27 protein-coding genes are annotated in these 25,643 nt (G+C 44.3%); 9 read left to right on the top strand and 18 right to left on the bottom strand.

Translation table 11 applies throughout. From position 1 onward, the window contains the following. Positions 1 to 24: 24 nt before the first annotated feature. From dsdA to ACQVGS_RS09150, 3 genes are all read right to left on the bottom strand, one after another. Positions 25 to 1,371, bottom strand: coding sequence for a D-serine ammonia-lyase (gene dsdA / locus ACQVGS_RS09160; protein WP_106020063.1), 1,347 nt, complete (start codon positions 1,369 to 1,371; stop codon positions 25 to 27). A gap of 92 nt (positions 1,372 to 1,463) precedes the next feature. Beyond that, on the bottom strand, positions 1,464 to 2,243 hold the full coding sequence (locus ACQVGS_RS09155; RefSeq protein WP_106020064.1) for an SDR family NAD(P)-dependent oxidoreductase: 780 nt from the start codon (positions 2,241 to 2,243) through the stop codon (positions 1,464 to 1,466). Positions 2,244 to 2,248: 5 nt separating this feature from the next. Further along, positions 2,249 to 3,208 (bottom strand): MBL fold metallo-hydrolase, encoded by a 960-nt coding sequence (locus tag ACQVGS_RS09150; protein ID WP_024121959.1) that lies wholly within the window; start codon positions 3,206 to 3,208, stop codon positions 2,249 to 2,251. Between the two features lie 402 nt (positions 3,209 to 3,610). Here ACQVGS_RS09150 and proC point away from each other — a divergent pair, with 402 nt between their 5' ends. Continuing rightward, complete coding sequence (gene proC, locus ACQVGS_RS09145) at positions 3,611 to 4,447, top strand: pyrroline-5-carboxylate reductase (RefSeq protein WP_106020065.1); 837 nt, start codon at positions 3,611 to 3,613, stop codon at positions 4,445 to 4,447. 47 nt (positions 4,448 to 4,494) lie between these two features. Here the strand turns inward: proC and ACQVGS_RS09140 are convergent, their stop codons facing one another. Further along, positions 4,495 to 6,126 carry a M20/M25/M40 family metallo-hydrolase gene (locus ACQVGS_RS09140; protein ID WP_254518316.1) on the bottom strand — a complete coding sequence of 544 codons (1,632 nt, stop codon included), beginning with the start codon at positions 6,124 to 6,126 and terminating at the stop codon, positions 4,495 to 4,497. 170 nt (positions 6,127 to 6,296) lie between these two features. Here ACQVGS_RS09140 and namA point away from each other — a divergent pair, with 170 nt between their 5' ends. Both namA and ACQVGS_RS09130 read left to right on the top strand, forming a co-directional pair. Then, positions 6,297 to 7,313: an NADPH dehydrogenase NamA gene (gene namA, locus ACQVGS_RS09135; protein WP_106020066.1), complete on the top strand. Its 1,017-nt coding sequence runs from the start codon at positions 6,297 to 6,299 to the stop codon at positions 7,311 to 7,313. 119 nt (positions 7,314 to 7,432) lie between these two features. After that, entirely contained in the window at positions 7,433 to 8,203 is a 771-nt protein-coding gene (locus ACQVGS_RS09130) for an alpha/beta fold hydrolase (protein ID WP_188323120.1), read from the top strand. Between the two features lie 34 nt (positions 8,204 to 8,237). On the opposite strand, the gene rpmG is transcribed toward ACQVGS_RS09130, so the two are convergent. Together rpmG and rnz are read right to left on the bottom strand one after the other, a co-directional pair. Then, positions 8,238 to 8,387, bottom strand: coding sequence for a 50S ribosomal protein L33 (gene rpmG / locus ACQVGS_RS09125; RefSeq protein ID WP_003226511.1), 150 nt, complete (start codon positions 8,385 to 8,387; stop codon positions 8,238 to 8,240). Between the two features lie 74 nt (positions 8,388 to 8,461). Next, positions 8,462 to 9,385 (bottom strand): ribonuclease Z, encoded by a 924-nt coding sequence (rnz, locus tag ACQVGS_RS09120; protein ID WP_127696792.1) that lies wholly within the window; start codon positions 9,383 to 9,385, stop codon positions 8,462 to 8,464. A gap of 223 nt (positions 9,386 to 9,608) precedes the next feature. On the opposite strand from rnz, the gene zwf reads away from it, so the two are divergent. Beyond that, positions 9,609 to 11,078 carry a glucose-6-phosphate dehydrogenase gene (zwf, locus tag ACQVGS_RS09115; protein ID WP_491831437.1) on the top strand — a complete coding sequence of 490 codons (1,470 nt, stop codon included), beginning with the start codon at positions 9,609 to 9,611 and terminating at the stop codon, positions 11,076 to 11,078. A gap of 32 nt (positions 11,079 to 11,110) precedes the next feature. Here zwf and ACQVGS_RS09110 read toward each other — a convergent pair whose 3' ends face one another. From ACQVGS_RS09110 to ACQVGS_RS09100, 3 genes are all read right to left on the bottom strand, one after another. Beyond that, positions 11,111 to 11,791: a DUF3885 domain-containing protein gene (locus ACQVGS_RS09110; RefSeq protein ID WP_127696791.1), complete on the bottom strand. Its 681-nt coding sequence runs from the start codon at positions 11,789 to 11,791 to the stop codon at positions 11,111 to 11,113. 64 nt (positions 11,792 to 11,855) lie between these two features. Next, positions 11,856 to 13,265 (bottom strand): NADP-dependent phosphogluconate dehydrogenase, encoded by a 1,410-nt coding sequence (gnd, locus tag ACQVGS_RS09105; RefSeq protein ID WP_044154734.1) that lies wholly within the window; start codon positions 13,263 to 13,265, stop codon positions 11,856 to 11,858. Between the two features lie 109 nt (positions 13,266 to 13,374). Then, positions 13,375 to 14,619: a DNA polymerase IV gene (locus tag ACQVGS_RS09100; protein ID WP_491831434.1), complete on the bottom strand. Its 1,245-nt coding sequence runs from the start codon at positions 14,617 to 14,619 to the stop codon at positions 13,375 to 13,377. Positions 14,620 to 14,691: 72 nt separating this feature from the next. Here ACQVGS_RS09100 and ACQVGS_RS09095 point away from each other — a divergent pair, with 72 nt between their 5' ends. The 3 genes from ACQVGS_RS09095 (at position 14,692) to ACQVGS_RS09085 (ending at position 16,692) form a co-directional block, all read left to right on the top strand. Next, entirely contained in the window at positions 14,692 to 14,979 is a 288-nt protein-coding gene (locus ACQVGS_RS09095) for a hypothetical protein (RefSeq protein WP_491831794.1), read from the top strand. A gap of 29 nt (positions 14,980 to 15,008) precedes the next feature. After that, on the top strand, positions 15,009 to 15,836 hold the full coding sequence (locus tag ACQVGS_RS09090) for a membrane protein insertase YidC (protein WP_024121969.1): 828 nt from the start codon (positions 15,009 to 15,011) through the stop codon (positions 15,834 to 15,836). A gap of 127 nt (positions 15,837 to 15,963) precedes the next feature. Next, positions 15,964 to 16,692: a YqjF family protein gene (locus tag ACQVGS_RS09085; RefSeq protein WP_491831432.1), complete on the top strand. Its 729-nt coding sequence runs from the start codon at positions 15,964 to 15,966 to the stop codon at positions 16,690 to 16,692. Positions 16,693 to 16,741: 49 nt separating this feature from the next. Here the strand turns inward: ACQVGS_RS09085 and ACQVGS_RS09080 are convergent, their stop codons facing one another. From ACQVGS_RS09080 to mce, 3 genes are read right to left on the bottom strand one after another with little or no spacing between them, the layout of a single operon-like run. After that, on the bottom strand, positions 16,742 to 17,857 hold the full coding sequence (locus tag ACQVGS_RS09080; protein ID WP_044154721.1) for a tripeptidase T: 1,116 nt from the start codon (positions 17,855 to 17,857) through the stop codon (positions 16,742 to 16,744). A gap of 17 nt (positions 17,858 to 17,874) precedes the next feature. Then, positions 17,875 to 19,398 (bottom strand): acyl-CoA carboxylase subunit beta, encoded by a 1,524-nt coding sequence (locus tag ACQVGS_RS09075; protein ID WP_127696945.1) that lies wholly within the window; start codon positions 19,396 to 19,398, stop codon positions 17,875 to 17,877. After that, positions 19,391 to 19,813 (bottom strand): methylmalonyl-CoA epimerase, encoded by a 423-nt coding sequence (gene mce / locus ACQVGS_RS09070; RefSeq protein ID WP_127696788.1) that lies wholly within the window; start codon positions 19,811 to 19,813, stop codon positions 19,391 to 19,393. Before mce ends, ACQVGS_RS09075 begins: the two co-directional genes overlap by 8 nt. 89 nt (positions 19,814 to 19,902) lie before the next feature. Here mce and prli42 point away from each other — a divergent pair, with 89 nt between their 5' ends. Continuing rightward, a complete protein-coding gene (gene prli42 / locus ACQVGS_RS09065) occupies positions 19,903 to 19,995 on the top strand; it encodes a stressosome-associated protein Prli42 (protein WP_003226489.1) in 93 nt (30 codons plus the stop codon). Positions 19,996 to 20,014: 19 nt separating this feature from the next. Here prli42 and ACQVGS_RS09060 read toward each other — a convergent pair whose 3' ends face one another. From ACQVGS_RS09060 to brxB, 6 genes are all read right to left on the bottom strand, one after another. Beyond that, positions 20,015 to 20,545: a L,D-transpeptidase gene (locus tag ACQVGS_RS09060; protein WP_106020071.1), complete on the bottom strand. Its 531-nt coding sequence runs from the start codon at positions 20,543 to 20,545 to the stop codon at positions 20,015 to 20,017. A 51-nt stretch (positions 20,546 to 20,596) separates the two neighbouring features. After that, entirely contained in the window at positions 20,597 to 21,565 is a 969-nt protein-coding gene (locus ACQVGS_RS09055; RefSeq protein ID WP_400153501.1) for an aromatic acid exporter family protein, read from the bottom strand. A 71-nt stretch (positions 21,566 to 21,636) separates the two neighbouring features. Further along, positions 21,637 to 22,359 carry an arginine ABC transporter ATP-binding protein ArtM gene (gene artM, locus ACQVGS_RS09050; protein WP_024121976.1) on the bottom strand — a complete coding sequence of 241 codons (723 nt, stop codon included), beginning with the start codon at positions 22,357 to 22,359 and terminating at the stop codon, positions 21,637 to 21,639. Further along, positions 22,352 to 23,011 (bottom strand): arginine ABC transporter permease ArtQ, encoded by a 660-nt coding sequence (artQ, locus tag ACQVGS_RS09045; protein WP_014664528.1) that lies wholly within the window; start codon positions 23,009 to 23,011, stop codon positions 22,352 to 22,354. Before artQ ends, artM begins: the two co-directional genes overlap by 8 nt. A gap of 79 nt (positions 23,012 to 23,090) precedes the next feature. Then, a complete protein-coding gene (artP, locus tag ACQVGS_RS09040; protein WP_127696787.1) occupies positions 23,091 to 23,858 on the bottom strand; it encodes an arginine ABC transporter substrate-binding protein ArtP in 768 nt (255 codons plus the stop codon). 266 nt (positions 23,859 to 24,124) lie between these two features. After that, the gene (gene brxB / locus ACQVGS_RS09035) at positions 24,125 to 24,562 is read right to left on the bottom strand and encodes a bacilliredoxin BrxB (protein ID WP_024121978.1); all 438 of its coding nucleotides are present in this window, start codon (positions 24,560 to 24,562) and stop codon (positions 24,125 to 24,127) included. A gap of 161 nt (positions 24,563 to 24,723) precedes the next feature. Here brxB and ACQVGS_RS09030 point away from each other — a divergent pair, with 161 nt between their 5' ends. After that, positions 24,724 to 25,617 carry a YegS/Rv2252/BmrU family lipid kinase gene (locus tag ACQVGS_RS09030; RefSeq protein ID WP_151175132.1) on the top strand — a complete coding sequence of 298 codons (894 nt, stop codon included), beginning with the start codon at positions 24,724 to 24,726 and terminating at the stop codon, positions 25,615 to 25,617. The last annotated feature ends 26 nt before the right edge of the window (positions 25,618 to 25,643 follow it).

Below are 25,643 nucleotides of genomic sequence, written 5' to 3'. Positions count from 1 at the left end.
CTACTGTCTGCTTATTTTTTCAATTTACCTTTTTAACAAGTCAGCACCGATTCGGTTATATGCAGCCATTTCTTCTTTCGGAACCATACTGCCTCCCGTTCCCCAGACAACATGTACGGCATTTTTCATGCTGTGACGCAGATCATTTTCAGACATGTCGTGTTTCCCGGTATCCGATAAAAACAGCTGAACAGGCCCGAACATGCCGGCAAGCGCAGACGGCTCTAAATGCTTATTTTCAGATAAAGCCAGCAAATGAAGCAAGGTATACAGCGTTTCGTCTTCAATTGTATAACAGCCGCTCAGCAAAGGTTCTATCAGATTGCCGACAAATCCTGACGGACGCCCTACGGCAAGCCCGTCAGCAGCCGTTACATTATCCAAGCCGATATCCTGCACAGAGATCTGGTCATGCAAGCCGGAATATAGACCTAAGAGCATAGACGGTGAATGGGTAGGCTCCCCGAAAAATACATGGACATGGTTTCCGTACAATAGCTTCAGTCCAAATGCCACACCGCCCGGCCCTCCGCCGACTCCGCAAGGCAAATACACAAACAGCGGTGTTTCAGGACCAGGCTCGATATCCATAAAGCTGAGCTGTGTTTTTAAACGACTGGCCGCTACCGCATATCCTAGGAACAGCTGGCGGGAATGTTCATCATCAATAAAATAACAGAATGGATCTTGTTCCGCCTGCCGCCGTCCTTCTTTAACCGCTTCACTGTAATCTGATTCGTACTCGATTACGGTGACACCCTTTTTGCGAAGTAAATCCTTCTTCCACTGTTTAGCGTCGGAGGACATATGCACCGTCACTCGAAAACCTAGTTTGGCGCCAATGATGCCGATGCTTAAACCAAGATTGCCTGTTGAGCCGACAGCAATGGAATAGCGTGAAAAAAATGAAGTGAACCGCTCTTCGTGCAAGATGCTGTAATCATCTGTTTCCTTAAGCATTCCTTCTTGAAGCGCAAGCTCCTCCGCATGTTTCAGCACTTCATAAATACCGCCGCGTGCTTTAATCGATCCCGAAATCGGAAGCTCATGATCGCACTTTAAAAGCCATCTCCCCGGAAACGTTTCGCCATACACTTCCTCCAGCTTCTTTTTCATATGGCGTATTTCAAAAAGCGGCGATTCAATCATCCCTTCGGCAGCTTTTGTTTCCGGAAACGCCTCGGCAATATAAGGAGCAAACCGCCGAAGTCTTTTGTCCGCCTCGGCTATCTCGCTTTCCCACTCAGCCGCTTGTAATACCATCCCCTCTTTCTTGCCGGGATTAGCCCAGAATACCGGTCGTGCATCAATCAATTTCTGAATAAATGGATCTTTTATCAGATTACGCAAAGTTTCTTGATTTATCGACATCAGCCATTTCTCCTTCCTTTAACAAATGTATATCTTTATAAAAAACTGCCTGCAAACACACTAAAAGGCGCCTCACACAGGCAGTTCCATGCTTATTTTTTCATGAACACCCGTCCAGCCAGCTTTTCCACAAGGGCTGGAAACAGCTGATATAGCTTTGTGCCGGCATTCATCAAACGAGGAAGGTTGATTTCACGTTTGTTCGTCATAATGACAGACGCGATTTGTGCTGCCACATCATCTGGGTCAAGCATCCAGCGTTCGACATTTTTGGCATAGTCTCCGCCTTTATCAGCAATAGAAAAAAAGTCAGTCTGAATCGGCCCTGGATTGACTGTCGTCACATAGACGCCCGTGCCCGCCAGCTCCATACGCAAAGCGTTTGAATAGCCGAGCACAGCGTGTTTTGTCGCTGAATAAAGGCTGGATTTCGGCGTGGCAATTTTCCCTGCTTGAGAGGCAATATTGATGATATGGCCGCTTTTTTGCTCAAGCATATGCGGAAGAACAGCTTTTGTACAGGCGATCAGACCGAAAACATTGACATCAAACATTGATTTCATCTCATCAAGTGTAGAGTCTAAAACCGTTTCAAAAATACCGAAGCCTGCATTATTGATCAGCACATCAACCGGACCGATCTGATCACGGACGAGGGTGATATCTTCAAGACGGGAGACATCCAGAGGGAAAATATCACACTGTCCGCTCCATTCCTCGGTCATTTTTCTTTTGATTTCCTTCAAACGATCCTCACGTCTTGCCGACAGCAAAACATGGGCTCCTTCAGCCGCACATAAATAAGCGATTCTTTCACCAAGCCCTCCTGAAGCACCTGTAATCCAAATACGCTTGCCAGCTATATTTTTCAACCTGTTCACCTCTCTATTGCTCTAAAGTATGCGGTATTTCCATCCCAATATGACGTGATGCCTGCTTCGGCTGCCAATATATCAAGATGCCCAACCGTTTCTGACATCGTTAAAAACAACTCTTTTTCATAAACGGCAGGAAAGAGCTGCTGACAGACCTGAAAAGCGGTAAGCGGTTTTTCCGACAGCATATGACGCACATCCTCGGTTCGGCTGCTCTGCTTGTCAAACCGCTTCTTGATCAGTGCTCGTACATTGCCAATCGTCTCGCCATGACCGGGAAACACTGTGTTCGGGGCAAGTTCAGACAGCCTCCGCAACGACCGCTGATAATCCAGTAAAGGCTCCGATCTTTTTTCTCCCGTTTTTGGCGCTTCAAGAATCGGGTTAGACGAGCTGTTCGCCAGCAGCAAATCACCGCCAAGCATTCTTCCGGTCTTTTCATGAAAGAGAACAATATGCGACTCTGCATGTCCGGGCATTTCCAGAACAGTCCAGTCACCCATCCCGTCAATTTTCATCCCTTCCGTAACCGTTTGGGTCAAGGATCTTGTACAGGAAAATGCGTACGCCGACCGGATGAGCCTTTCTGCTTTCACATCATCAAATGGAACGCCTAACTCAGGCAGCAGCTTTTGAAAAAAATGTTTTTGCCACTCCATAAATGCCTTGTCTCTGCTGATATATGGTTCGTTAAACGGATGTCCAATCACTTTAATATCATCAGAAAAAACATCAAGCAACCCCGCATGATCCGCGTGATGGTGAGTCAGCACGATCTGCTCAATATCTGACATTTCTATATGTATACTAGCAAGCTGCTCTTTTAGGACTTCAGCTGCTTCTTTAGTGTTCGGTCCGGCATCGATCAGTGTCAGCGCGTCACCTTTCACTAAGTAAACGATGACATCACCGACGGCAAACGGTGTCGGGACGCGAATCGGAATGATATCTGCAGTTGTCATTCTTTTGCTCCTTGTCTTCATTCATTACTCATATTTTAGCTTTTTCTCGGTCCTGTGTCATTATTGCCGTATGAGAATGTCCCTTTTTGAAAAAGCTATTGACATTAGCTTATCCCCCATTGCATAATGAACAACAACTAAAATGAGAACCATTGGAACGCTATGACGAGGAATAGTATACAGGCAATGGCCAGAGAGAGCGATATCCCCAGGCTGAAAGGTATCGCGGCCCGCTTGTTTGTAGAACCTGCCCTCAAGTCGCGGTTAGGAAAACCTAAACGTTTCCCGCGTTACGGGATTTGAGCTGAGCACAAGTTGTGCTAATGAGGGTGGTACCGCGAACCTTTTCGTCCTTTACGTGATGAAAAGGTTTTTTGTTGTTCTGATAGAAGGAGGATATCCATGAAAAAGATAGGATTTGTCGGCGCCGGGTCCATGGCTGAAGCAATGATCAACGGCTTTTTGCAAAGCGGCATTACAAAACCTGAAAATATTTATATCACAAACAGGTCAAACGAAGAGAGACTCAATGAATTAAAGGAAATGTACGGCGTGCGTCCATGCAGGGATAAGAGCGAGTTTTTCACACAAACAGATATCGTCGTTCTCGCTTTTAAGCCTAAGGATGCGGCAGAGAGCATTGACAGCATTCGTTCTTACATGAAGGATCAGCTTGTCATTTCTGTGCTTGCAGGCCTTACCATCGAAACCATTCAGCATTATTTCGGCAGAAAGCTTGCTGTCATACGGGTGATGCCGAATACTTCAGCTGCCATCAGAAAATCAGCAACCGGATTTTCCGTAAGCGCTGAAGCAAGCCAAGACGATATCACGGCGGCTACAGCATTGCTAGAAACAATCGGAGACGCCACATTGGTTGAGGAGCTGCACCTTGATGCCGTTACCGCGATAGCAGGCAGCGGTCCCGCTTACCTGTATCGCTATATCGAAGCGATGGAAAAAGCGGCGCAAACGGTCGGTTTAGAGGAGGAAACGGCTAAAAAATTGATCCTGCAGACAATGGCCGGCGCTACAGACATGCTTCGTCAAAGCGGAAAACAGCCTGCACAGCTGCGCAGGGAGATTACGAGCCCCGGGGGAACAACAGAGGCAGGCCTTCGCGCTTTAACGGAAGCCCGCTTTGAAGAAGCGATCATTCATTGTATTGAAGAAACAGCCAAACGAAGCGCTGAAATCAAAGAGCAATTTGCCGGAGCCGCCATAGAGAAGCATTTATAGAAAAAAACACAAGACAGAAGGCAAAGCGCTTTCTGTCTTCTTTTATCTTAAGGCTGGCTGGCAGCTTCTGATTGTTTTAATAATGCAGAGATTGTAAAGGACAGCAAGTCGGGAAGCACCTCAAAGGAATAAGGCACATGCAGTCTTTCTGTCCATTTGTGCGGGTCTTTTCCAGCCGGGCCGACATTTAATACCGGGACATACAGCACCTTGTCTTTACTGCTGGGAAGTGAATATCCTCTGTTAAAGAGCGGCATATTGCTTGTGTATGCACCAACCTCCTGTTTTTCCAGCTGAAGATAGCTCAAATCCGAGAGTCCTGGGAAATACTGAACCTCCCGTAAAGCAATGCCGTACCTGTCAGCTGCATATTGAATGAGCTTGCCAGCAGTATTCTTGATTACCTGATCGTTCTTTGATGACACTGCCGGATAAAATGGAGGGCTGTAAAAGAGAACAATGAGCGGCGCATCTTCCTTACACAGCGCTGCGAGCTCAGATACAATTCTAGTCGAAAAATCCCTGTCTCCAAGATCTCCCCTGTTTGCATAAGTGAAATTCAGCACCCGTTCTGTTTCTGAGCTTCCGACACGCCTTTTCGCACGTGCAAGCAGCTCATCAAATGTAAAAACAGAGACAGTTCGTTCAATTGGATGAAATGGCTCAAACTTCTGGAAATCACGTGTTTTTTGCTGAATATGGTTTGAAATCTTCTCTGCCGCCTGCTCTGCGGTTCTCCGCAGCATGTTATGCAGCTCACTCGCAGAGCGCTTCATTGTCAGTACATTAAATAACGTAACGGCCGTATGCGGTGTTTGGACGGAATATGCCTCCTTCAAGTCCTTTTGCATTAAGTTTACCGGCGGCGGGGTGACTTCCCCGTCAGCCATTTCGCAGTAATTCACGTTCAGTTCCAGCAGACGGTTGATCTCAGAAACCATTAAATTTGCATTTAAACCGGAAAACGGCTCTCCGACATGCGTCTCTATCCCTTTGCAGAAAAACCCTGCGAGAACCTTGCCGATGCTTCCTGAATACACATATTGCTGCTGGTCGCCCGGAAACTTTTCAAACATCGGTTCGCTATTCAAACAAGCAGTGTATGTAAGATGATATTTTTTCTCCATTTCTTTCAGCGCAGGAACGGCTTCGATCATTCCCCTTGAATTCACTTCCTCGTCAGGAACCGTAATCAAAAGCACATTCCCATCAAAATGACCATTCATTGCCCGCTCAAGCATCGACAGCTGAACAGCCAGCCCCGCTTTCATATCCATCGTGCCTCTCCCGAACAGCCAGTCGCCGCTTTCCGCGTCTGTTCTCACACGTTCAGGAAGCAACTCTTTTTTCTCTAAAAAGGAGTTCAAAAGCTCAGCCGGCTTACAAGCCATATGCTTGAATTCTCCGTAGTCCTCTATGTCCACGACGTCAAAATGGCTCAGCAAGAGCACCGTCTGTTTGACATCTTTCTTTTTGACAAGCGCTGTCAAAAACGTTCTGCCGTCTTCCATCGGATGGAGTGTTACATGATCAGGGTTATTTTGAAAATAAGGCTTGTCCTTTAAAAGATAATAAAGATATTCTGCAAGTGCGGCCTCCCCTTTTGAACCGGTGACACTTTCATACTGGACAAGAGAAGTTAAAAGGGTAAGCAAATCATCCTTAGTCTGCCAATTCATCATTTCCGCCCTCCTATGTATAAAAACGATTTGATCCTAAAAAATAAAATGATTCCCTGTCTATTATACAGAAATGTTTGACAAATTCGGATCGTTTGAGCAGTTTATATGACGTGAAAGAAATGACTTGTTATAATCAATCTCTAAAAACCTTACGGGAGGCGAAAGAAATGGCCAGAAAATTATTCACACCTATTACGATTAAAGATGTAACGTTAAAAAACCGCATTGTGATGTCACCAATGTGCATGTACTCTTCTCACGAAAAGGACGGAAAATTACAGCCGTTCCACATGGCTCACTACATAACGCGCGCAGTCGGCCAGGTCGGATTGATTATTGTGGAAGCATCAGCGGTAAATCCTCAAGGACGAATCACAGACCAAGATTTAGGGATATGGAGCGACGAGCATATCGAAGGTTTTGCAAAGCTGACTGAGCAGGTAAAAGCGCAAGGCTCAAAAATCGGAATTCAGCTTGCCCACGCAGGACGAAAAGCAGAGCTTGAAGGCGATATTTTCGCTCCGTCTGCGATTGCGTTTGACGAGCAATCCAGCACACCGGTTGAAATGACAACTGAAAAAGTGAAAGAGACCGTGCAGGAGTTCAAACAAGCAGCAGCCCGTGCAAAAGAAGCAGGCTTTGATGTGATTGAGATTCATGCGGCACACGGATACTTAATTCATGAATTTTTATCTCCGCTTTCTAACCATCGCACAGATGAATACGGCGGCTCACCAGAAAACCGATACCGTTTCTTAAGAGAAATCATTGATGAAGTCAATCAAGTGTGGGATGGTCCTTTATTTGTCCGTGTATCGGCTTCTGACTATACAGACAAAGGCTTAGACATCGCGGATCATATCGGTTTTGCAAAATGGATGAAGGAGCAGGGCGTTGATTTAATTGACTGCAGCTCAGGTGCCCTTGTTCATGCAGACATTAACGTATTCCCTGGCTATCAGGTCAGCTTTGCCGAGAAAATCCGAGAACAGGCTGATATGGCGACTGGTGCTGTCGGAATGATTACAAATGGTTCAATGGCTGAAGAAATTCTTCAAAATAACCGTGCAGACCTCATCTTTATCGGCAGAGAGCTATTACGCGATCCTTACTTTGCAAGAACTGCCGCAAAACAGCTCAATACAGATATTCAAGCCCCTGTTCAATACGAAAGAGGCTGGTAATCTTGAGATTCGAGATATCCGCGGCTCCGCCGCCGGATATCTCTTTTTTTATTTTTGGAGAAACGATCAGCTGACGTTCTCCGTCTCCCTAGTAGAACCAATTAGAGGAGATGACTCCAATGAATGCAGCATGGATCGAAAGGACCTATACGGTTGACGGTTGTGAATTTCATACAAAACACCGAAAAGGATTTAGCGGTGTAACCATTGTCTTTGAAGCCGGCTATGGCACTTCTTCAGAGACGTGGAAACCACTAACAGCGGACATTGATGACGAATTTGGCATATTCACATATGATAGAGCGGGCATTGGGAAAAGCGGACAAAGCAAGGCAGAACGAACAGCCGACCAAAAGGTGAGAGAATTAGAAAGCTTGCTTAAGGCAGCAGGTATAAGACCGCCTTATCTGGCTGTTTCACATTCATACGGATCGGTTATCAGCAGTTTATGGGCCTGTAAAAACCGACAGGATATTATCGGCATGGTGCTCCTTGATCCCGCTTTAGGAGATTACGGCAATGGCGGCTTTACATTTATTCCTGAAGAAATGCATACAGCATACAGAAAGCAGATGATGCTCGAGGAGACACATGCAGACTTTTCGAAAAGTCTGCGGCAGTTCAAACAGCAGCAAGTCCATTTAGGGAACATGCCGCTTATTGTCCTGTCATCAGGTGAACGCACTGAGAAATTCGCCTCCGGTGAAGAGGACTGGAGAAACCTGCATAGCAGCATTTTGTCTCTATCCGATCAAAGCGGCTGGATACAAGCTAAAAACAGCTCACATAACATTCATCATGATGAACCTCATATCGTCCATCTGGCGATTTATGATGTTTGGTGTGCGGCCTGCCAGCAGGCCGCCCCGCTGTACCAGGCAGTCAATTAAACAAAAAACCCGGCTAAAGCAGCCGGGTCTTTTATTATTTTGTTTCGCGATGAAGGGTATATTTTTTTAACCGCGGTGAGTATTTTTTCAGCTCTAAACGATCAGGATTTGTGCGTTTATTTTTGGTTGTGATGTAGTTTCTGTCCCCTGTTTCAGTGCAAGCCAAAGTAACATTTACTCTCATGTTTAACATCTCCTTATAAAGCGTAATGATTACGTTTTATTATACAGCTAAATAACAGATTGTCAAACACCTTCTCAGCCTCTTGGAACTTGTACCTCTAAGAAATCATAAGCCGTGATGCTGTTCGGAAAAACGGCTGCCGCTTCTTTCTGAAGCTCCAAAGAAGCCTCTCCCTGATATCTCGCGCTGATATGAGTTAAAATGAGCTGCTTCGCCCCAGCTTCTTTGGCAGTTATAGCTGCTTGTTCTGTTGTACTGTGAAAATAATCAAAAGCAAGCTTCACATCATCCTTAGCAAAGGTGGCTTCATGCACAAGCACATCACAGTCCCGCGCAAGCTCTTTTATCTTATCGCTCACTCTCGTATCCCCGGAAAACACGACAGCTCTTCCCTTTTTAGGAGGCTCCAGAAAATCCTCCCCATTTATGGTGCGTCCGTCTTCAAGCGTCACGATTTCACCTTTTTTTATTTTCGAATATACAGGTCCAGGCGGAATATTCATTCCCTTTAATAACGCCGCCTTTAAAGAACCAGGCACATCTTTTTCCTGTACGCGGTACCCGAAGGCCTCTACACCATGAATCGCGGATACAGCTGTGACGATAAACTGATCGTCCTCAAATACCGCTCCCTCTTCAATCTCTTGTATCACAAGCGGATATGTTAGGTGAGTTTTCGTGACGGCAAGACTTGTTTCAATAAACGCCTTGATGCCTTTCGGTCCGTAAACCGTCAGCTCGTCCTCACCGCCCTGAAAAGAACGGCTGCCAAGAAGCCCTGGAAGACCGTATACATGATCGCCGTGCATGTGAGTAATGAAGATTTTTTCTATTTTTCGAGGTTTAATCGATGTATGTAAAATTTGATGCTGTGTGGCTTCCCCGCAGTCAAACAGCCATACAGATCGCCTTTCTTCAAGCAGCTTTAATGCGATCGACGTCACGTTTCTCGACTTAGCGGGAATTCCGGCTCCCGTCCCTAAAAAAAGTAATTCCACATTTCCTTCCTCCTACTAGAACTAGTTACCTACAAGAATACAGGATCATGCGTAAAATGTGAATCTTGCCTCTGATTCGGGCAATCCTTTCGTTCTAGAAATATTTTTGCGCCATTCTGCAAAAAAAGGTCTTAAATGTTTGCTTTCGTTGAATTTTAGATTTAAAATGAAGGAAATATGCGGGGTACTAAAATAAAGCTTCGAATAAAGTGAGGTACTTTTAGTGAAAACAAACCAACAACCAAAAGCAGTAATTGTCATATTCGGTGCAACGGGAGATTTAGCAAAACGAAAACTCTATCCGTCCATTCACCGTTTATATAAAAACGGACAAATCGGAGAAGAGTTTGCAGTTGTAGGAGTCGGAAGAAGACCCTGGTCCAATGAGGATCTTCGCCAAACCGTCAAAACATCTATTTCCTCAGGTGCTGATAAACATATAGATGATTTCACGTCTCATTTCTATTATCACCCGTTTGACGTGACAAACCCTGGTTCTTATCAAGAGCTTAACGTACTGCTCAACCAGCTGGAAGATACATATCAAATCCCGAACAACAGAATGTTCTACTTGGCAATGGCCCCAGAATTCTTTGGGACAATTGCAAAGACATTAAAATCAGAAGGTGTTACAGCAACTACAGGCTGGTCCCGCCTTGTGATTGAAAAGCCGTTTGGCCATGACTTGCCGAGCGCGCAAGCATTAAATCAAGAAATTCGTGAAGCATTTACAGAAGATCAAATTTACAGAATCGATCACTATTTAGGAAAACAAATGGTGCAGAATATTGAGGTCATTCGATTTGCCAATGCGATTTTCGAACCGCTATGGACAAATCGCTACATCTCAAATATCCAAATCACATCAAGCGAATCACTTGGTGTTGAAGACCGTGCTAGATATTACGAAAAATCAGGCGCCCTTCGCGACATGGTCCAAAACCATATTATGCAAATGGTTGCGCTTCTCGCAATGGAGCCGCCGATTAAACTGAACACAGAAGAAATTCGCAGCGAAAAAGTGAAGGTGCTGAGAGCCCTCCGCCCTATTGCAAAAGACGAAGTGGATGAGTATTTTGTGCGCGGACAATATCAAGCCGGTGAAATTGACGGTCTGCCAGTCCCTGCTTATACAGATGAAGATAACGTCGCTCCTGACTCAAATACAGAAACCTTTGTTTCTGGAAAGCTTCTGATCGACAACTTCAGATGGGCTGGTGTTCCATTCTACATTCGTACCGGAAAACGAATGAAAGAAAAGTCTACAAAAATTGTCGTTCAATTTAAGGACATTCCGATGAACCTGTACTACGGCAATGAAAACAACATGAATCCGAACTTACTCGTCATTCATATTCAGCCTGACGAAGGCATTACACTGTACTTAAACGCTAAAAAACTCGGAGGGGCAGCACACGCGCAGCCAATCAAACTGGATTACTGCAGCAATTGCAATGATGAGCTGAACACTCCTGAAGCATATGAAAAATTGATTCACGACTGTCTTCTTGGCGATGCGACGAACTTCGCACACTGGGATGAAGTGGCCCTTTCTTGGAGCTTTGTCGATTCCATTTCTGAAACATGGGCAGCCAACAAAACCCTATCGCCAAACTACGAAGCAGGTTCTATGGGTCCAAAAGAATCAGATGATCTTTTGGCGAAAGACGGCTTGCATTGGTGGAATATATAAAGAAAAAGGCTGAAAGTGCTTGTAAAGCATTTTCAGCCTTTTATTGATGTACCAAGCTCTCTGCTTCTAAGCGGCTCAAAAAGACAATTGATTTTCTCTCTGTCGTAATCTAATATCCAACTGTTATATGTTTCATACATATCCCGTATTGTTTCAGCTGCAGCAGCTAAAATATCGCAGCCTTGATCATCATAAAGATGAAAAATGGTTCTCTTTTTTATATTGATAAAGTAAATATCTTGAGAAATGCTTGGTTTTATCCCCATATCTTGATTACATATCGCTCTCAGCATTGAAATATATCTTACATCACCAGCTTTGCATCTAAGAAAAAATCTATGCGTTTTATCATCATAATCATCAGAACAAGTATAAGGAACAGCAATGTGCTGCAGTTTTTTCAACACAGCTTTTTCTCGAATGTACCGTGAGAAAATATACAATTTGCTCTTATATCCCCTTCCCCCTTCAAAACCAACAGCATCAGCTATAACAAATATATCATCATCTTCGGCATGTAGAGATTTAAATAAAGTGACAGCTCTCTTATATGCGTTATCTACATAAGGGCCGTGTAGATAGGCATCGTTCACATTATACCCTACACCTATTTCAAACCGGATTCCGATCTGCCAGTTATAAAACAAAGGAGGCATAAGTCGTAAACCAGGAAAATTTTCAAGTAGATACTCATTTACAGGCAAAATATACATCCTTTCGTCGGCACTCTATTTCAAAAAAATCCCGCAGCTGTCAGGCTGCGGGATTTCCACATCATTATTTCATCCATTCCGTATGGAAGACACCGTCTTTGTCTGTGCGCTCATAAGTATGGGCGCCGAAGTAGTCACGCTGCGCTTGGATTAAGTTTGCAGGCAGCACGGCTGTGCGATAGCTGTCATAATAAGCTAGTGCGCTTGAGAATGAAGGTACCGGCACGCCTTGGGCAACTGCAAGTGAAATCACTTGGCGAAGCGCTCCTTGGTAGCTTTCTGCAATGTTCTTGAAGTGGCTGTCAAGCAGCAGGTTATCAAGCTCAGGATCGCGGTCGTAAGCTTCTTTGATTTTCTGCAGGAATGCCGCACGGATGATGCAGCCGCCGCGGAAGATCATAGCGATTTCACCGTAATTGAGATCCCAGTTGTATTCTTCAGAAGCTGCTTTCATTTGGGCAAATCCTTGGGCGTAAGAACAGATTTTGCTCATGAACAGCGCTTTTCTGACTGCTTCGATCAGCTCTTCTTTATTTTCTGTAACAGGCTTCACTTCAGGCCCTGAAAGAAGGCCGCTTGCTTTCACACGCTCATCCTTCATCGCTGAAATAAAACGTGCGAATACAGATTCAGTGATAATCGGAAGCGGAACACCTAAGTCAAGTGCACTTTGGCTTGTCCATTTTCCTGTTCCTTTTTGACCCGCTTTATCAAGAATTACATCAACAAGCGGTTTGCCTGTTTCTTCATCTTTTTTCGTGAAGATATCAGCAGTAATCTCGATCAGATAGCTGTCAAGCTCGCCTTTATTCCATTCAGCAAATACTTCATGAAGCTCATCAGCTGAAAGGCCGAGTACCTGCTTCAGGATGAAATAAGATTCAGAGATCAGCTGCATATCCCCGTATTCAATACCGTTGTGCACCATTTTTACATAATGGCCGGCACCGTCCGGACCGATATATGTCGTACACGCCTCACCGTCAACTTTTGCAGAAATTGCTTCAAGAATTGGCTTCACAAGTTCATGAGCTTCTTTTTGTCCGCCAGGCATGATAGAAGGCCCTTTAAGCGCTCCTTCTTCTCCGCCTGAAACGCCTGTGCCGATAAAATGAATGCCGCTTTCAGCAAGCTCTTTGTTTCGGCGCTGTGTATCTTTATAATATGTATTTCCGCCGTCAATTAAAATATCGTCCTTCTCTAAGTGAGGAAGAAGAGATTGAATTGTCGCATCTGTAGCAGTTCCCGCTTTAACCATTAACAAAATTTTGCGCGGTGTTTCCAAGGATTGAACAAATTCTTCAATGCTGTAGGTGCCAACAACGTTTTTGCCTTTAGCCTCCTGCAAAAATTCCTCGGTTTTGCTGCTTGATCTGTTGTAAACAGAAACAGAAAATCCTCGGCTTTCAATATTTAAAGCCAGATTTTTACCCATTACCGCAAGTCCGATAACTCCGATTTGTTGTTTTGACATATTCTAACGTCCCTTCTGCAAACGTTTAACCATTTTAAAATTTACATTAAAATAAAATGATATTTATACTATTGAAATTACCATACTTCACCCCCTTATTTCAAGACATTCAGCTTTTCTTTTCATCTTGAAAAAAATCTTTATTAAAGCTTGTCCCGCTTGTTTTGCTCTCGTCTTTTTTAACCTTTGCACCTTTTCTGATCAGCTTGGAGCCGTACTTTTCATTCAGTTTTTCCATCATCTGCTGAATCGGTTCATCCTTCGCATCCTCTGTAAAGCTGAACAAATCGAGCTGCTTATAGGCATGCTCTTTTTCTACCAAATCCGTTCCGGTAATGCCGAGCAGCCTGATGGGGTTTTTGTTCCAATGCTTAAAGAAGAGATGTTCTGCTTCATTATATATTTCGTTTTTTTGATCTATCGGATTCTTCAGTGTGATGCTTCTCGTAATGGTTTTCCAGTCCGCATATCTGATCATAATAAACAGCTTTGAAGCCATTACTTCCTTACGCTGCAAACGGTCGCTAACTGATGCGGACAGTTTGCGAAAAACAGCTAACAGCTCATCCTCATCGGCAGAATCATGAGAAAGTGTGGATGAATTGCCTACGCTTTTAAATTCATAAATGCGCTCCGGATCAACAGGAGCATGGTGAATGCCGTTCGCTTTATTTTTTAGACGGGGCCCGTTGATGCCGAGCAGCCGTTTTAGCGAGTGTTCGTCAGCGGCTGCTAAATCTCCAATCGTATCAATACTGAGCCCGTTCAGTTTTTCCGCCGTCTTTTTACCTACGCCATGCATTTCTCCAACTGGGAGAGGCCAAAGGATATCAGGCACTTCTCTTTTTCTCAGGATGGTGATCCCAAGCGGTTTTTTCATATCGGATGCCATTTTAGCGAGAAATTTATTAGGGGCAATTCCGATGCTTGACGGAAGCAGCAGCTCTTTCTGCAGTCTGCTTTGTATTTCTTTTGCCGTCTCATAGGCATTGCAGCTGTATGGTGTATCCGTCATATCCATATAGCCTTCGTCGATGGATACAGGCTCCACCAAATCTGTATATTCACGGAGGATGCTAAACATCGCTCTTGAAGAGCTTCTGTAGCGGTCGAAGTTCGGCGGAAGGACGATGAGCTCAGGACAGTTGCGCTTTGCTTCCCAAACCGGCATGGTTGTTTTCACGCCGTGCGCCCTTGCTTCGTAGCTGCATGTGACAACGATGCCTTTGCGTTCTTTGACGTTTCCGGCAACTGCAACCGGCTTTCCTCGGAGAGCCGGGTCATATGCCATTTCCACCGATGCATAGAAACTGTTCATATCAATATGGAAAATAATTCGGCCCTTCCCCGGCATAAACATATCTCCTTTCCGTTCATTAGACAACGGCTTGTACATATAGTAAAATGAAGGTATTGAATGGATGTGATTACAATGTTTGTGGAATCGATAAATGACGTTTTATTCTTAGTCGATTTTTTCACAATTATTCTTCCGGCTCTGACCGCCATCGGGATTGCTTTTCTCTTGCGAGAGTGCCGTGCCGGCGAGCAGTGGAAATCAAAACGAACAGATGAACATCAGACGGCCTTTCGAATAAACCGAACAGACTTTCTTATTATTATATATCATCGCATTACAACTTGGATACGTAAAGTCTTCCGCATGAATTTACCTGTGAATGATGATGAAGACGTCAGTTCCCTTCTTTTATAAACCGCATTTATAAAAAGGAGGAGAACAAATTGTTAAAAACATATCAAAAACTTTTGGCTTTAGGGGCCTTTTTGATCGTATTATGCTCGGGCAACGCAGCTTTTGCTGCAACAAATCAGGTGGGAGGTCTCGGTAACGTCGGTTTTTTCCACGACTATTTAATTGAGCCGTTTTCCTCGCTGCTGAAAGGCGTTGCCGGACTGTTTCACGGAGAGTACGGGTTGTCTATCATTCTTGTAACCGTTATTGTGCGCGTTGTGGTACTGCCTTTGTTTGTCAATCAGTTTAAAAAACAGCGTGTGTTCCAAGAGAAAATGGCAGTCATTAAACCGCAAGTAGACAGCATTCAAGCCAAAATCAAAAAGACAAAGGACCCGGAAAAGCAGAAAGAACTTCAAATGGAAATGATGAAGCTGTATCAGGAGCATAATATCAACCCGCTTGCGATGGGCTGTCTTCCAATGCTGATTCAGTTTCCGATTATGATTGGGTTTTATTACGCAATTCGTTCAACACCTGAAATTGCGTCGCACTCGTTTCTATGGTTCAGTTTAGGACAATCTGATATTCTCGTGTCCCTTAGTGCAGGGATTATGTATTTTGTCCAAGCCTATGTCGCTCAAAAGCTGAGTGCGAAATATTCCGCTGTCCCGCAAAATCCGGCAGCGCAGCAATCTGCAAAGCTAATGGTGTTTATCTTCCCTGTGATGATGACGATTTTCTCGCTTAATGTACCTGCGGCCCTTCCGCTGTACTGGTTCACCAGCGGCCTGTTCTTGACAGTGCAAAACGTCGTACTTCAGATGACACACCATAAACATAAAAAAACAGCCGCTCTTACAGAGCCGGTGAAATAAAAAAACAACTCCGGCTTTTGTTCGGAGTTGTTTTTTTATTTCCATCACTTTTTAGAACCTGCATCCGTTTAAAAAGAAGAAAATCGGGAATACCTTTACTCACATCCAAAGGAAAGGAGCTGGTGTCGTGACGGAACAGTCTCAACAAAAAAATATTTCTGTGCCTGAGGGAATTTGGATCATGAAACAAACATGGAATGATGTCTTATTTGCTCATTGGCCGGTTGATTACTCTACCCTTCGAGCTAAGATTCCGCCGATATTGGACATAGATACATATAACGGACAAGCTTGGGTCAGCGTGCTTCCCTTTATGCTCACAAACCTTCGCGCGCGTTTTCTCCCTCCTATTCCCGGAGCCCAGTCCTTTCCAGAGCTTAACCTGCGCACTTATGTCACCTATAAAGGCAAGCCGGGCATTTATTTCTTCAGCTTAGATGCTGATCATCGGCTGGCAGTTCAAGGTGCACGGACTTTCTTTCATTTGCCTTATTTTTACGCCGATATGAAAGCCGAAAAAAATGGGGCTGCTATGGAATATAGAAGCAAACGGAGAGACGCCGGAAAAGCAGAATTCGGCGCCAAGTACCGGCCGCTCTCTGCGCCTTTTACAGCGCAAGAGGGTTCGCTTGATTACTGGCTGACGGAGCGCTACAGACTCTACACCGCCCATCGTGACAAGCTCTATTATGAGGACATTCACCATCATCCTTGGCTTCTTCAAAGAGCCGAGGCCCAGTTTTCAATCAATACAGTGGCTGATGCTCACGAAATCACTTTACCAGACTCAGAACCGCTGCTTCATTTTGCCAAAAAACAAGACGTGTTATTTTGGCCGCTTCGACAATGGCACTGACTGTCAGAAAAAAACCCGAATGCCAGATCCGCACTCGGGTTTTTCTTCATTATTTTGCTGCTTCTTCAATAATGGCAACAACCATTTCTGCTGTTTTCACCAGCTCTTCAATCGGCATTTTTTCGTTCTTCGTATGAATTTGCTCATACCCGACAGCAAGATTGACCGTTGGGATGCCATGGCCTGCGATTACGTTTGCGTCGCTTCCGCCGCCGCTCGTTTGCAGCTCGCTTGTGCGTCCGATTTTCGCAGCTGCTTTTTTCGCGATTTCAACGACTTGGTCGCCATCTTGATATTTAAACCCTGGATACATGACTTCGATTTCAACTTCTGCACGTCCGCCCATATCAGCTGCCGCCTCTTCAAAAGCAGCTTTCATTTTTTGAACCTGCGCTTCCATTTTTTCAGGAACTAAAGAACGCGCTTCAGCGAGAATATGCACTTCATCGCACACAATGTTCGTTTGTGTGCCGCCTTCAAACCGGCCGATGTTTGCTGTTGTTTCTTCATCGATGCGGCCCAATGGCATTTTTGAAATCGCCTTGCTTGCGATTGTAATCGCTGATATACCTTTTTCTGGTTCAACTCCAGCGTGTGCAGTTTTACCGTAAATCGCCGCTCTTACCTTCGCCTGAGTCGGTGCCGCAACAATGATATTGCCGACTTTTCCGTCTGAATCAAGAGCATAACCGTAGGATGCTGTCATCATGGAACGGTCAAGCGCCTTTGCCCCGATAAGACCTGATTCTTCACCTACAGTGATGATGAATTCAATCGTGCCATGCTCAATGTTTTCTTCTTTGAGCACTTTAATTGCTTCAAACATGGCAGCCAATCCGGCTTTGTCATCGGCGCCTAAAATCGTTGTGCCGTCTGTTTTGACATATCCGTCCTCAACAACCGGTTTTACGCCGTTTCCGGGTACGACTGTGTCCATATGAGATGTAAAATAAATTGTATCTGTCTTTTTCGTCCCTTTTAATGTGCAGATCAGGTTACCGGCTCCGTGGCCAGTGATATCCATCGTATCGTCTTCTTTTACGTCTACACCTAAATCAGAAAATTTTTGTTTCAGCACTTTGCAGATTTCAGCCTCGTGCTTTGTTTCTGAATCGATTTGAACAAGCTCTAAAAATTCTTCCAGCAGGCGTTTTTCATTCACCATTTGTTAGTCCCTCCATGTTAAAGCGGTATGTTACCGTGCTTTTTTTTCGGTCTCTCTTCTGTCTTATGTGCAAGCATGTGAAAAGCTTGGATGAGTCTATTCCTTGATTCTTCCGGCAAAATGATGTCATCGATCATTCCGCATGCCGCCGCTTTGTAAGGGCTGGAGTTTTGTTTTTTGTATTCAGCTGTTTTTTCGCGTTTTGTCTTTTGCGGGTCAGCTGACGCTTCAATATCCTTATCATACAAAATAGATGCCGCACCTTCAGCACCCATCACTGCGATTTCGGCATTTGGCCAAGCAAACACGAGATCCGCTCCGATGGATTTGCTGTTCATGGCGACATACGACCCGCCATACGCTTTTCTGATAATGAGCGTTACTTTCGGGACCGTCGCTTCTGCATAAGCAAACAGCAATTTGGCTCCGTGTCTGATAATGCCGTTATGCTCCTGCTGAATGCCGGGCAAAAACCCCGGAACATCTTCGACAGTTAACAGCGGGATGTCAAAGGCGTCACAAAACCGGATAAATCTCGCTGCTTTATCAGCCGCGTCAATCGTCAGGCTTCCTGCTAAATGTTTCGGCTGGTTTGCCACAATTCCGATCGTTTTTTGGCCAAGCTTTGCAAATCCGATGACTATATTTTTCGCAAAATACGGCTGAATCTCAAAAAAAGACTGCGGATCAGCCAATTCCTGAATCACCGCCCGAACATCATACGGCTTTGTGCTGTCAGCCGGCACGAGGCGGTTTATTAACGAGCTGGAGGCCTCATCCACAGATGAAGGTAGTGATATCTGTTTGTCGAGCGGCAAATAAGACAGCAGCTTCTTCACTCCTGCCAGAACCTCCTCTTCCGTTTTTCCGGAAAAGTGGGCATTTCCGCTGACGGCATTATGTATTCCCGCTCCTCCTAAGCTCTCCGCATCAACCTGTTCTCCTGTTACTTTTTCAATGACCTTCGGACCGGTAATAAACATTCGGCCCGTCTGTTCTGCCATAAAGATAAAATCAGTAAGTGCCGGAGAGTACACAGCGCCTCCAGCGCACGGCCCTAATATAACCGAGATTTGCGGAATGACTCCGGAATATAAGACGTTTCGGTAAAATATGTGACCGTATCCATCTAATGATACCACACCCTCTTGAATTCTCGCACCACCTGAGTCGTTCAGCCCGATAATCGGTGCTTTATTTTTTGCTGCAAGATCCATCAGTGAGGTGATTTTTTTCGCATGGGTTTCGCCAAGCGCCCCGCCGAATACGGTAAAATCCTGCGCAAACACATATACAGAGCGGCCGTCAATCGTCCCGTAGCCCGTCACGACTCCATCTCCCAATATACGCTGCTCCCTCGTTAAGCTTCGGCTCTCCATGAAAGGATATAATTCGATAAAACTATCCTCATCCAGGAGATAGGCGATCCTTTCCCGCGCTGTGAGCTTTCCCTTTTTCCGCTGTTCAGCCTGCTTTGCATGTCCCCCGCCTTCTTCCGCCTGCCTGCGCCTGTTGTATAGATGACCGATATGTTCATTCATGTTCAATGTCTTGATCTCCTTTCGGTTCACAGAGCTCTACAAGCACGCCATTTGTTTCCCGCGGAGAAATAAACGCGATCTGTTTCCCGTTTGCTCCCTGTCTCGGCTGCCTGTCTATTACATCAATTTGCCGGTTTGATAATGCTTGAAGCTGATCTGTTAAGCCGCTGCATAGAAACGCAACATGGTGCAGCCCCTCTCCTTTTTTATCTAAAAATGTACGGACAGGGCTGTCAGGCGTTAACGGCTCGATCAGCTCCAAATAAACGCCTCCCGCTCGGAAAAGAGCAATGGTCACCTTTTGCTCTTCAACCGTTTCTTGATGAAGAAACGTTAATCCCAATACATCTTCATAAAAAGCTCTGGCCTTGTTTATGGAATAAACGGCAATCCCAATATGGTCAAGTCCGGTCATTTTCATCCCTGCTTTCCGGCAATAGATATCGCTTGTCCGCCCATACAAAACACGATAAAATATAATCAGATTGTCTAAGGAGTGAAACCATGTCTCAAAAACTGATGAAAAGCGTTTTAATCGTGATTTTGGGAGTTTTTATTCTTTCAACAGTACTCTCAGGAATCGTTATGTTTTTATAATGATAAAAAAGCAGGCGGCCTATTGAACAGGAACAACCTGCTTTTTTATCAGGGCTTTATGCTCAATGGCAATCTCCTCAAAAGACCGGGAGTCTTTCGTGATCAGCACTCTCGTCCCCACCGGAATCTCTTGAAACAGATGGACAACTTCATCGTTATGCATTCGTATACAGCCGTTAGATACAAATTGACCGATAGATTCTTCCCGGTTTGTTCCGTGAATACCGTATATCCGGCCGTCTGTCCTTCTCGCATCAAACCCAATCCATCTTGCCCCAAGCGGATTCTCAGAAGCTCCGCCTTCAATATTTTTCTTTCTGTAATAAGGATTCGCCGCTTTTACTGTAATCGAAAATTCTCCCTCAGGCGTCAGATCATCCGACTTTCCGGTTGCCACACGATAAACGCCTTCAATTTTGTTGTCGATGATGACAGCAAGCTCATTTGTTTTCTTGTTGACAATAACATACGGGTCACCTGGAAGCGGATTTTCGCCAAGAGGCCATATCGGAGAAATAATCATCAATATTGAACATAAGAAAAAACGCATAAGCTCCTCCTTTTCCATTAGGTTGACCAATGGAGGATGAGCTCATGCGAGTTAAGCGAGCGATTTTTCTGCTTTGATTCCTTTGAAATAACTTTTGATCACTAAATATTGCTCCATTTCCCCAAGAAGATGAAAGAGTGCGGCTCTCGCTTCAAATTCTTCTCTTGTCGCAGGAAGCGGCATCTCTTCGAATTCTTTTCTCATGTCAGCAAGTCTTTTCAAAAATTTGTAGGCTGTATTCCCCGGGTGAATTGCTTCCCGCAGATCACGAAGAAATTCAGCAATCATTTTTCCCTGATCCACCGTAATGGAGATGGATGTCACTTTAGGAAGAAGACCCTCGATGATTTCAAATTGTTTTTCTCTCATTTTAAAATAATGATAGTGCTGATTTTCGTGGCGCAGAATGTGGTTTTGTACATCTCGGTACGCCAGGTTTTTGGCTTCAGTGATTAACTGGTGTGTTTCCGGAATTTCTTTTCCTGTCCAATCTTGCTCACCAGTTAACAAATACCGTTCGATTTCTGCGAAAATGACAGCAAAATTGTCCTCTATCTTTTTTCGATAGGCGATCAGCTTCCGGTCAAGGCTCGGCATATACAGATTCATTAAAAGAGCAACGCCGATTCCCACCGTAATTAACTGGACTTCATTCCAGATGAATTGGGGCGTAATGCCGCCGGACATATACAGATGAAGGATAATAACAGAGCTGGTGACGATACCTTCGTTGATTTTTAATACAACTGTTGTCGGGATGAAAATCAGCAAAAGCAATCCAATGACAAATGGATGATAACCAATCAGTTCGAAAAAGAGATAGGAAAAGAAAATTGCCAGACAGCATGCTGCAAATCGGGCCCATGACGCTTGAAGCGACCGTTTTTGTGTGATTTGTATGCACAAAATGGTGATGATTCCTGCTGATGCGAAGTTTTGCAAATGCAATAGCTGGCTTAAATAAATAGCCAGAGCTGTTCCAAGTGCGGTCTTTATTGTGCGGTAACCAATTTTAAACATGTCGGACTCCATTCTATTTGTTTCTTCAACAAAAAAGAAGAAGCACAAGCCTTCTCCTTTTTCCCTATATTCTATAATATTTTTTCTAAAAAGTCCTGCGCTCTTTTGGATTTTGGCGAAAGAAAAAATTCTTTCGGGTTGCCGTCCTCGACGATCATTCCTTCATCCATAAATAACACGCGGTCGGCCACTTCTTTTGCAAAGCCCATTTCGTGTGTAACGATTACCATGGTCATACCGGTTTCGACCAGTTCTTTCATGACCTGGAGCACTTCTTTGACCATTTCAGGGTCAAGCGCGGACGTTGGCTCGTCGAACAGCATGATTTCAGGATTCATTGCCAAAGCACGAGCGATGGCGACACGCTGCTTTTGTCCGCCTGATAAACGGTTTGGATAGTCATTTCGCTTTTCAAACAATCCGACTTTGCGCAGCAGCTCTTCGGCTTTTCCCTGTGCAGTCTGCTTGGATTCTTTTTTGACATTTACAGGCGCGTACATGATATTTTCGAGAACCGTTTTGTGCGGAAAAAGATGAAAATGCTGAAATACCATTCCGATGTTTTCCCGTACCTTTAATGTATTGGTTTTCGGCTGCGTAATCTCTTTGTCTTTAATTGTGATGGTTCCGCCGTTAGGTTTCTCCAAGAGATTCAAACAGCGAAGAAATGTTGATTTGCCTGAGCCTGAAGGGCCGATGACGGCAACAACCTCACCTTCAGCGATGTTTGTTGAAATGTTTTTTAATACTTCATGTTTCCCAAATGATTTTGACAGCTTTTCAACCTTAATCATTGGATTTCAGCTTCCTTTCTACAGCCTTGCCGATAAACGTTAAAATAAGGACAAGCACATAATAAATCAATCCGGCGATAATCAGCGGCTCAAGGTAATTGTAAGTGGCGGCGCCAGCTTGATACGCGCGTCTCATGACATCGCCAAGACCAATAACTGTAACGATCGCCGATTCTTTTGTTAACGTAATTAATTCATTTACAATGGCAGGTGATATATTTTTGAAGGCCTGCGGCAAAAGCAGATCCTTCATCATTTTGCCGTACGGAACACCCAGTGCGACAGCAGCCTCTTTTTGCCCTTTATCAATTGCGTTGATTCCCGCTCTGATAATTTCCGATACATAAGCAGCGGAATTCAGTGACAATGCGACAACCGCCGCCCAAAACTGGTCAATTTGAAAGCCGAGCAGCTGCGGGAGCCCGAAATAAACAATCATAAGCTGCAGCACTAAAGGCGTGCCGCGAAATACTGATGTGTAAAAATCAGCAATCCAGATCAGCGGGCGGAATGTGCTGATCTTGCATAAGCTTAGCACAATCCCTAATATAAGTCCGATAATAGCAGATACAACAACAATTTTTAATGTGATTGCTAAGCCTTCTAATATAAAAGGAATTTGGGGGATCGTTGCTGAAAAATCCAAATTCATAGCCTTTGTCTCCTTTTCTTACAGGAAAAAAGATTTCCTATTCAATAAAAAGGCTCAACGAAAAAGTTGAGCCGCTTTTTTACTTCTCGCCAGTGAACCATTTTTTCTTCAATTTTTCGAGCTCTCCGTTATCTTGCATTTCTTTGAGCGCTTTATTGAATTTGTCCGTCAGCTCACTGTCTTTTCTGAAAGCAATCGCAGAACCGGCTTCTTCCGCTTTCGCATCAGGAATCACGAAGCCCTGCAGGTCATCATTTGATTTGAAATACCCTTCTGCCACCATGTCTTCAATAATCGCGGCGTCAAAGCGGTCAGATTTGATTTCCTGCACCAAATCAGAAATTCTGTTGCGGTCTTCTGTTTTAAAATCATATTCCGGAGAAAGCTCTTTCCCCTTCTCTTCCTGAATGGAGCCAAGCTGAACGCCGACTGTTTTTCCTTTGAGATCTTTTAAAGACTTAATGCCGCTGTCTTTTTTGCTGACAATCATATGATTCGCTGTGTAATATACATCGGAAAAATCAACTTGTTTTTTACGATCAGGCGTCGGTGTCATTCCTGACAAAACCAAATCAACTTGTTTTGATTTCAGTGCTGTAATTAAGCTGTTAAAGTCCATATCCTGCACTTCAATTTCGTAGCCGGTTTTCTTCGCAAGGGCCTTTGCCAAATCTACATCAAAACCGACAATGTTATCGCCATCTTTATATTCAAACGGTTTGTAATCCGCCGAAGTTCCCATAACTAATTTTTTCTTGCCGCTTTCTGAACCTGAACTGCTTGAGCCGCAAGCAGATAATGCAAAGGTGATGCACGCAGCTACCAGTAATAAGAGCCATTTTTTCATGATCCATTTCCCCCATATTCATTACTTTTATCATATTTGAATATTTATTCGTTAATTTGTATTTTAAACACTTTCTTATTTTTATGCAATACTATTTTTAAAAATTATCTCGAAGCTTATTTTTCCAGCAATCTCTTCTCCTATCACTAGGCAAAAGGACATCTTTTATAGCGCATCCATTGAATAAACTCTAATATTTATTCATCATGACTTAGAATTTTATGCACAAAAAAACCCCGTGCCACTCGGGCATCCGGGGTTTTATCTTATACTTCTTCGCAATATTCCTCGAAGGCTTCCTGCAGTTTTGAGACAACTGCCATTGGCTCATGTCCTTCAATTTCATGACGCTCGACCATTTTCATGATCTTTCCGTCTTTTAGAATAGCAAATGACGGAGAGGATGGCGGATATCCTTCGAAATATTCGCGCGCTCTTGCCGTCGCTTCTTTATCCTGTCCCGCAAACACAGTCACGAGCTGGTCAGGTCTTTTGTCATAATGAACGGAATGGTATGCAGCCGGTCTTGCGATCCCGCCCGCGCATCCGCAGACAGAATTGACCATGACAAGCGTCGTTCCTTTTTTCGTAAGTGCCTCGTCCACCTCTTCAGCTGTTTTCAGTTCGGTATATCCGGCAGCTGTAATTTCTTGTCTCGCTTGGCGGACAACATCATTCATAAATAAATTAAAGTCCATGTTCAATGAAGACCTCTCCTTTTTCATCATCTGTTCTTATGATAGCAAGGAAACCGCCTTATCGGCAAATGCCACCGCTTATATCGGAGGATTTTTTGCTTTCCGTTTACTCCTTACAAGATAAGGGAATTATATAATCAGATGTATAAATAAAGGAGCAGTTTTGTATGAGCCACAGGAAAGCTTTACTTATTCATAACGGAAACGCCGGCAACAAAAATATAGAAAAAGCATTAGGAGCTGTTGTGCCGGTGTTATCACAATCGTTAGATGAGGTGATCATTAAACAGACAAAGAAAAAAGACGATGCCTATCATTTTTGCCGTTCAATAGATGATTCTATCGAGACTGTCTTTATTCTCGGCGGCGACGGTACAGTCCATCAATGCATCAATGGCATCAGTACTTTAGAAAGAAGGCCAGCTGTCGGTATTTTGCCTGGCGGAACGTGCAATGACTTTTCAAGAGTGCTGGGCATTCCTCAACATCTTGCAAAGGCAGCCGAAGCACTCGTGTCAGGAAAAAAATCCAAGGTTGATGTATGCCAGATGAACGATCGTTATTTTTTGAATTTCTGGGGGATCGGCCTGATCGCAGAAACATCGAATCAAATCAACGAAACGGAAAAAGCGCTATTAGGAAAAATCAGCTATTTTACAAGCGCGTTACGGACCGTCTCATCTGCTGAATCCTTTCCTATTTCATTGACAATCGATGGGCAAGAGATAAAAGATGAAGCCGTTATGCTTCTTGTCATGAACGGACAGTACATCGGAACGAATCGAATTCCCCTGCCGGATGCCAGTATATGTGACGGATTACTTGATATCCTCATTTGCCGCAGCACCAATCTCTCCGCTTTGCGCGAGCTGATGAATATGGAACAGGGCACAACAGAGCGGTTCACCGGTGAGCTGTCCTATGTTCAGGCCTCTCGCGTCGAAATTGAAACGGATACCGTCAAAAAGGCTGATACAGATGGAGAAGTGTACACACATACACCCGCTGTGATTCAAGTCCTTCCGCAGCACATTGACATGCTTATTCCCAGCAATGAATAACTGTCCGCTGGTAAAGGACGTTTATA

It is taken from the genome of Bacillus sp. SD127, from assembly GCF_058566445.1.
The sequence above is the reverse complement of the archived record's forward strand: the minus strand, read 5'-3'. Positions and strand labels throughout refer to the sequence as shown.

Coding starts and splice junctions, on each gene's coding strand:
- dsdA (WP_106020063.1), bottom strand. CDS start 1,371: ATGTCGATAAATCAAGAAACTTTGCGTAATCTGATAAAAGATCCATTT.
- ACQVGS_RS09150 (WP_024121959.1), bottom strand. CDS start 3,208: ATGACAACTGCAGATATCATTCCGATTCGCGTCCCGACACCGTTTGCC.
- proC (WP_106020065.1), top strand. CDS start 3,611: ATGAAAAAGATAGGATTTGTCGGCGCCGGGTCCATGGCTGAAGCAATG.
- ACQVGS_RS09140 (WP_254518316.1), bottom strand. CDS start 6,126: ATGAATTGGCAGACTAAGGATGATTTGCTTACCCTTTTAACTTCTCTT.
- namA (WP_106020066.1), top strand. CDS start 6,297: ATGGCCAGAAAATTATTCACACCTATTACGATTAAAGATGTAACGTTA.
- ACQVGS_RS09130 (WP_188323120.1), top strand. CDS start 7,433: ATGAATGCAGCATGGATCGAAAGGACCTATACGGTTGACGGTTGTGAA.
- rpmG (WP_003226511.1), bottom strand. CDS start 8,387: ATGAGAGTAAATGTTACTTTGGCTTGCACTGAAACAGGGGACAGAAAC.
- ACQVGS_RS09110 (WP_127696791.1), bottom strand. CDS start 11,791: ATGTATATTTTGCCTGTAAATGAGTATCTACTTGAAAATTTTCCTGGT.
- gnd (WP_044154734.1), bottom strand. CDS start 13,265: ATGTCAAAACAACAAATCGGAGTTATCGGACTTGCGGTAATGGGTAAA.
- ACQVGS_RS09100 (WP_491831434.1), bottom strand. CDS start 14,619: ATGCCGGGGAAGGGCCGAATTATTTTCCATATTGATATGAACAGTTTC.
- ACQVGS_RS09080 (WP_044154721.1), bottom strand. CDS start 17,857: ATGGTGAATGAAAAACGCCTGCTGGAAGAATTTTTAGAGCTTGTTCAA.
- ACQVGS_RS09075 (WP_127696945.1), bottom strand. CDS start 19,398: ATGAATGAACATATCGGTCATCTATACAACAGGCGCAGGCAGGCGGAA.
- mce (WP_127696788.1), bottom strand. CDS start 19,813: ATGACCGGACTTGACCATATTGGGATTGCCGTTTATTCCATAAACAAG.
- prli42 (WP_003226489.1), top strand. CDS start 19,903: ATGTCTCAAAAACTGATGAAAAGCGTTTTAATCGTGATTTTGGGAGTT.
- ACQVGS_RS09060 (WP_106020071.1), bottom strand. CDS start 20,545: ATGCGTTTTTTCTTATGTTCAATATTGATGATTATTTCTCCGATATGG.
- ACQVGS_RS09055 (WP_400153501.1), bottom strand. CDS start 21,565: ATGTTTAAAATTGGTTACCGCACAATAAAGACCGCACTTGGAACAGCT.
- artM (WP_024121976.1), bottom strand. CDS start 22,359: ATGATTAAGGTTGAAAAGCTGTCAAAATCATTTGGGAAACATGAAGTA.
- artQ (WP_014664528.1), bottom strand. CDS start 23,011: ATGAATTTGGATTTTTCAGCAACGATCCCCCAAATTCCTTTTATATTA.
- artP (WP_127696787.1), bottom strand. CDS start 23,858: ATGAAAAAATGGCTCTTATTACTGGTAGCTGCGTGCATCACCTTTGCA.
- ACQVGS_RS09030 (WP_151175132.1), top strand. CDS start 24,724: ATGAGCCACAGGAAAGCTTTACTTATTCATAACGGAAACGCCGGCAAC.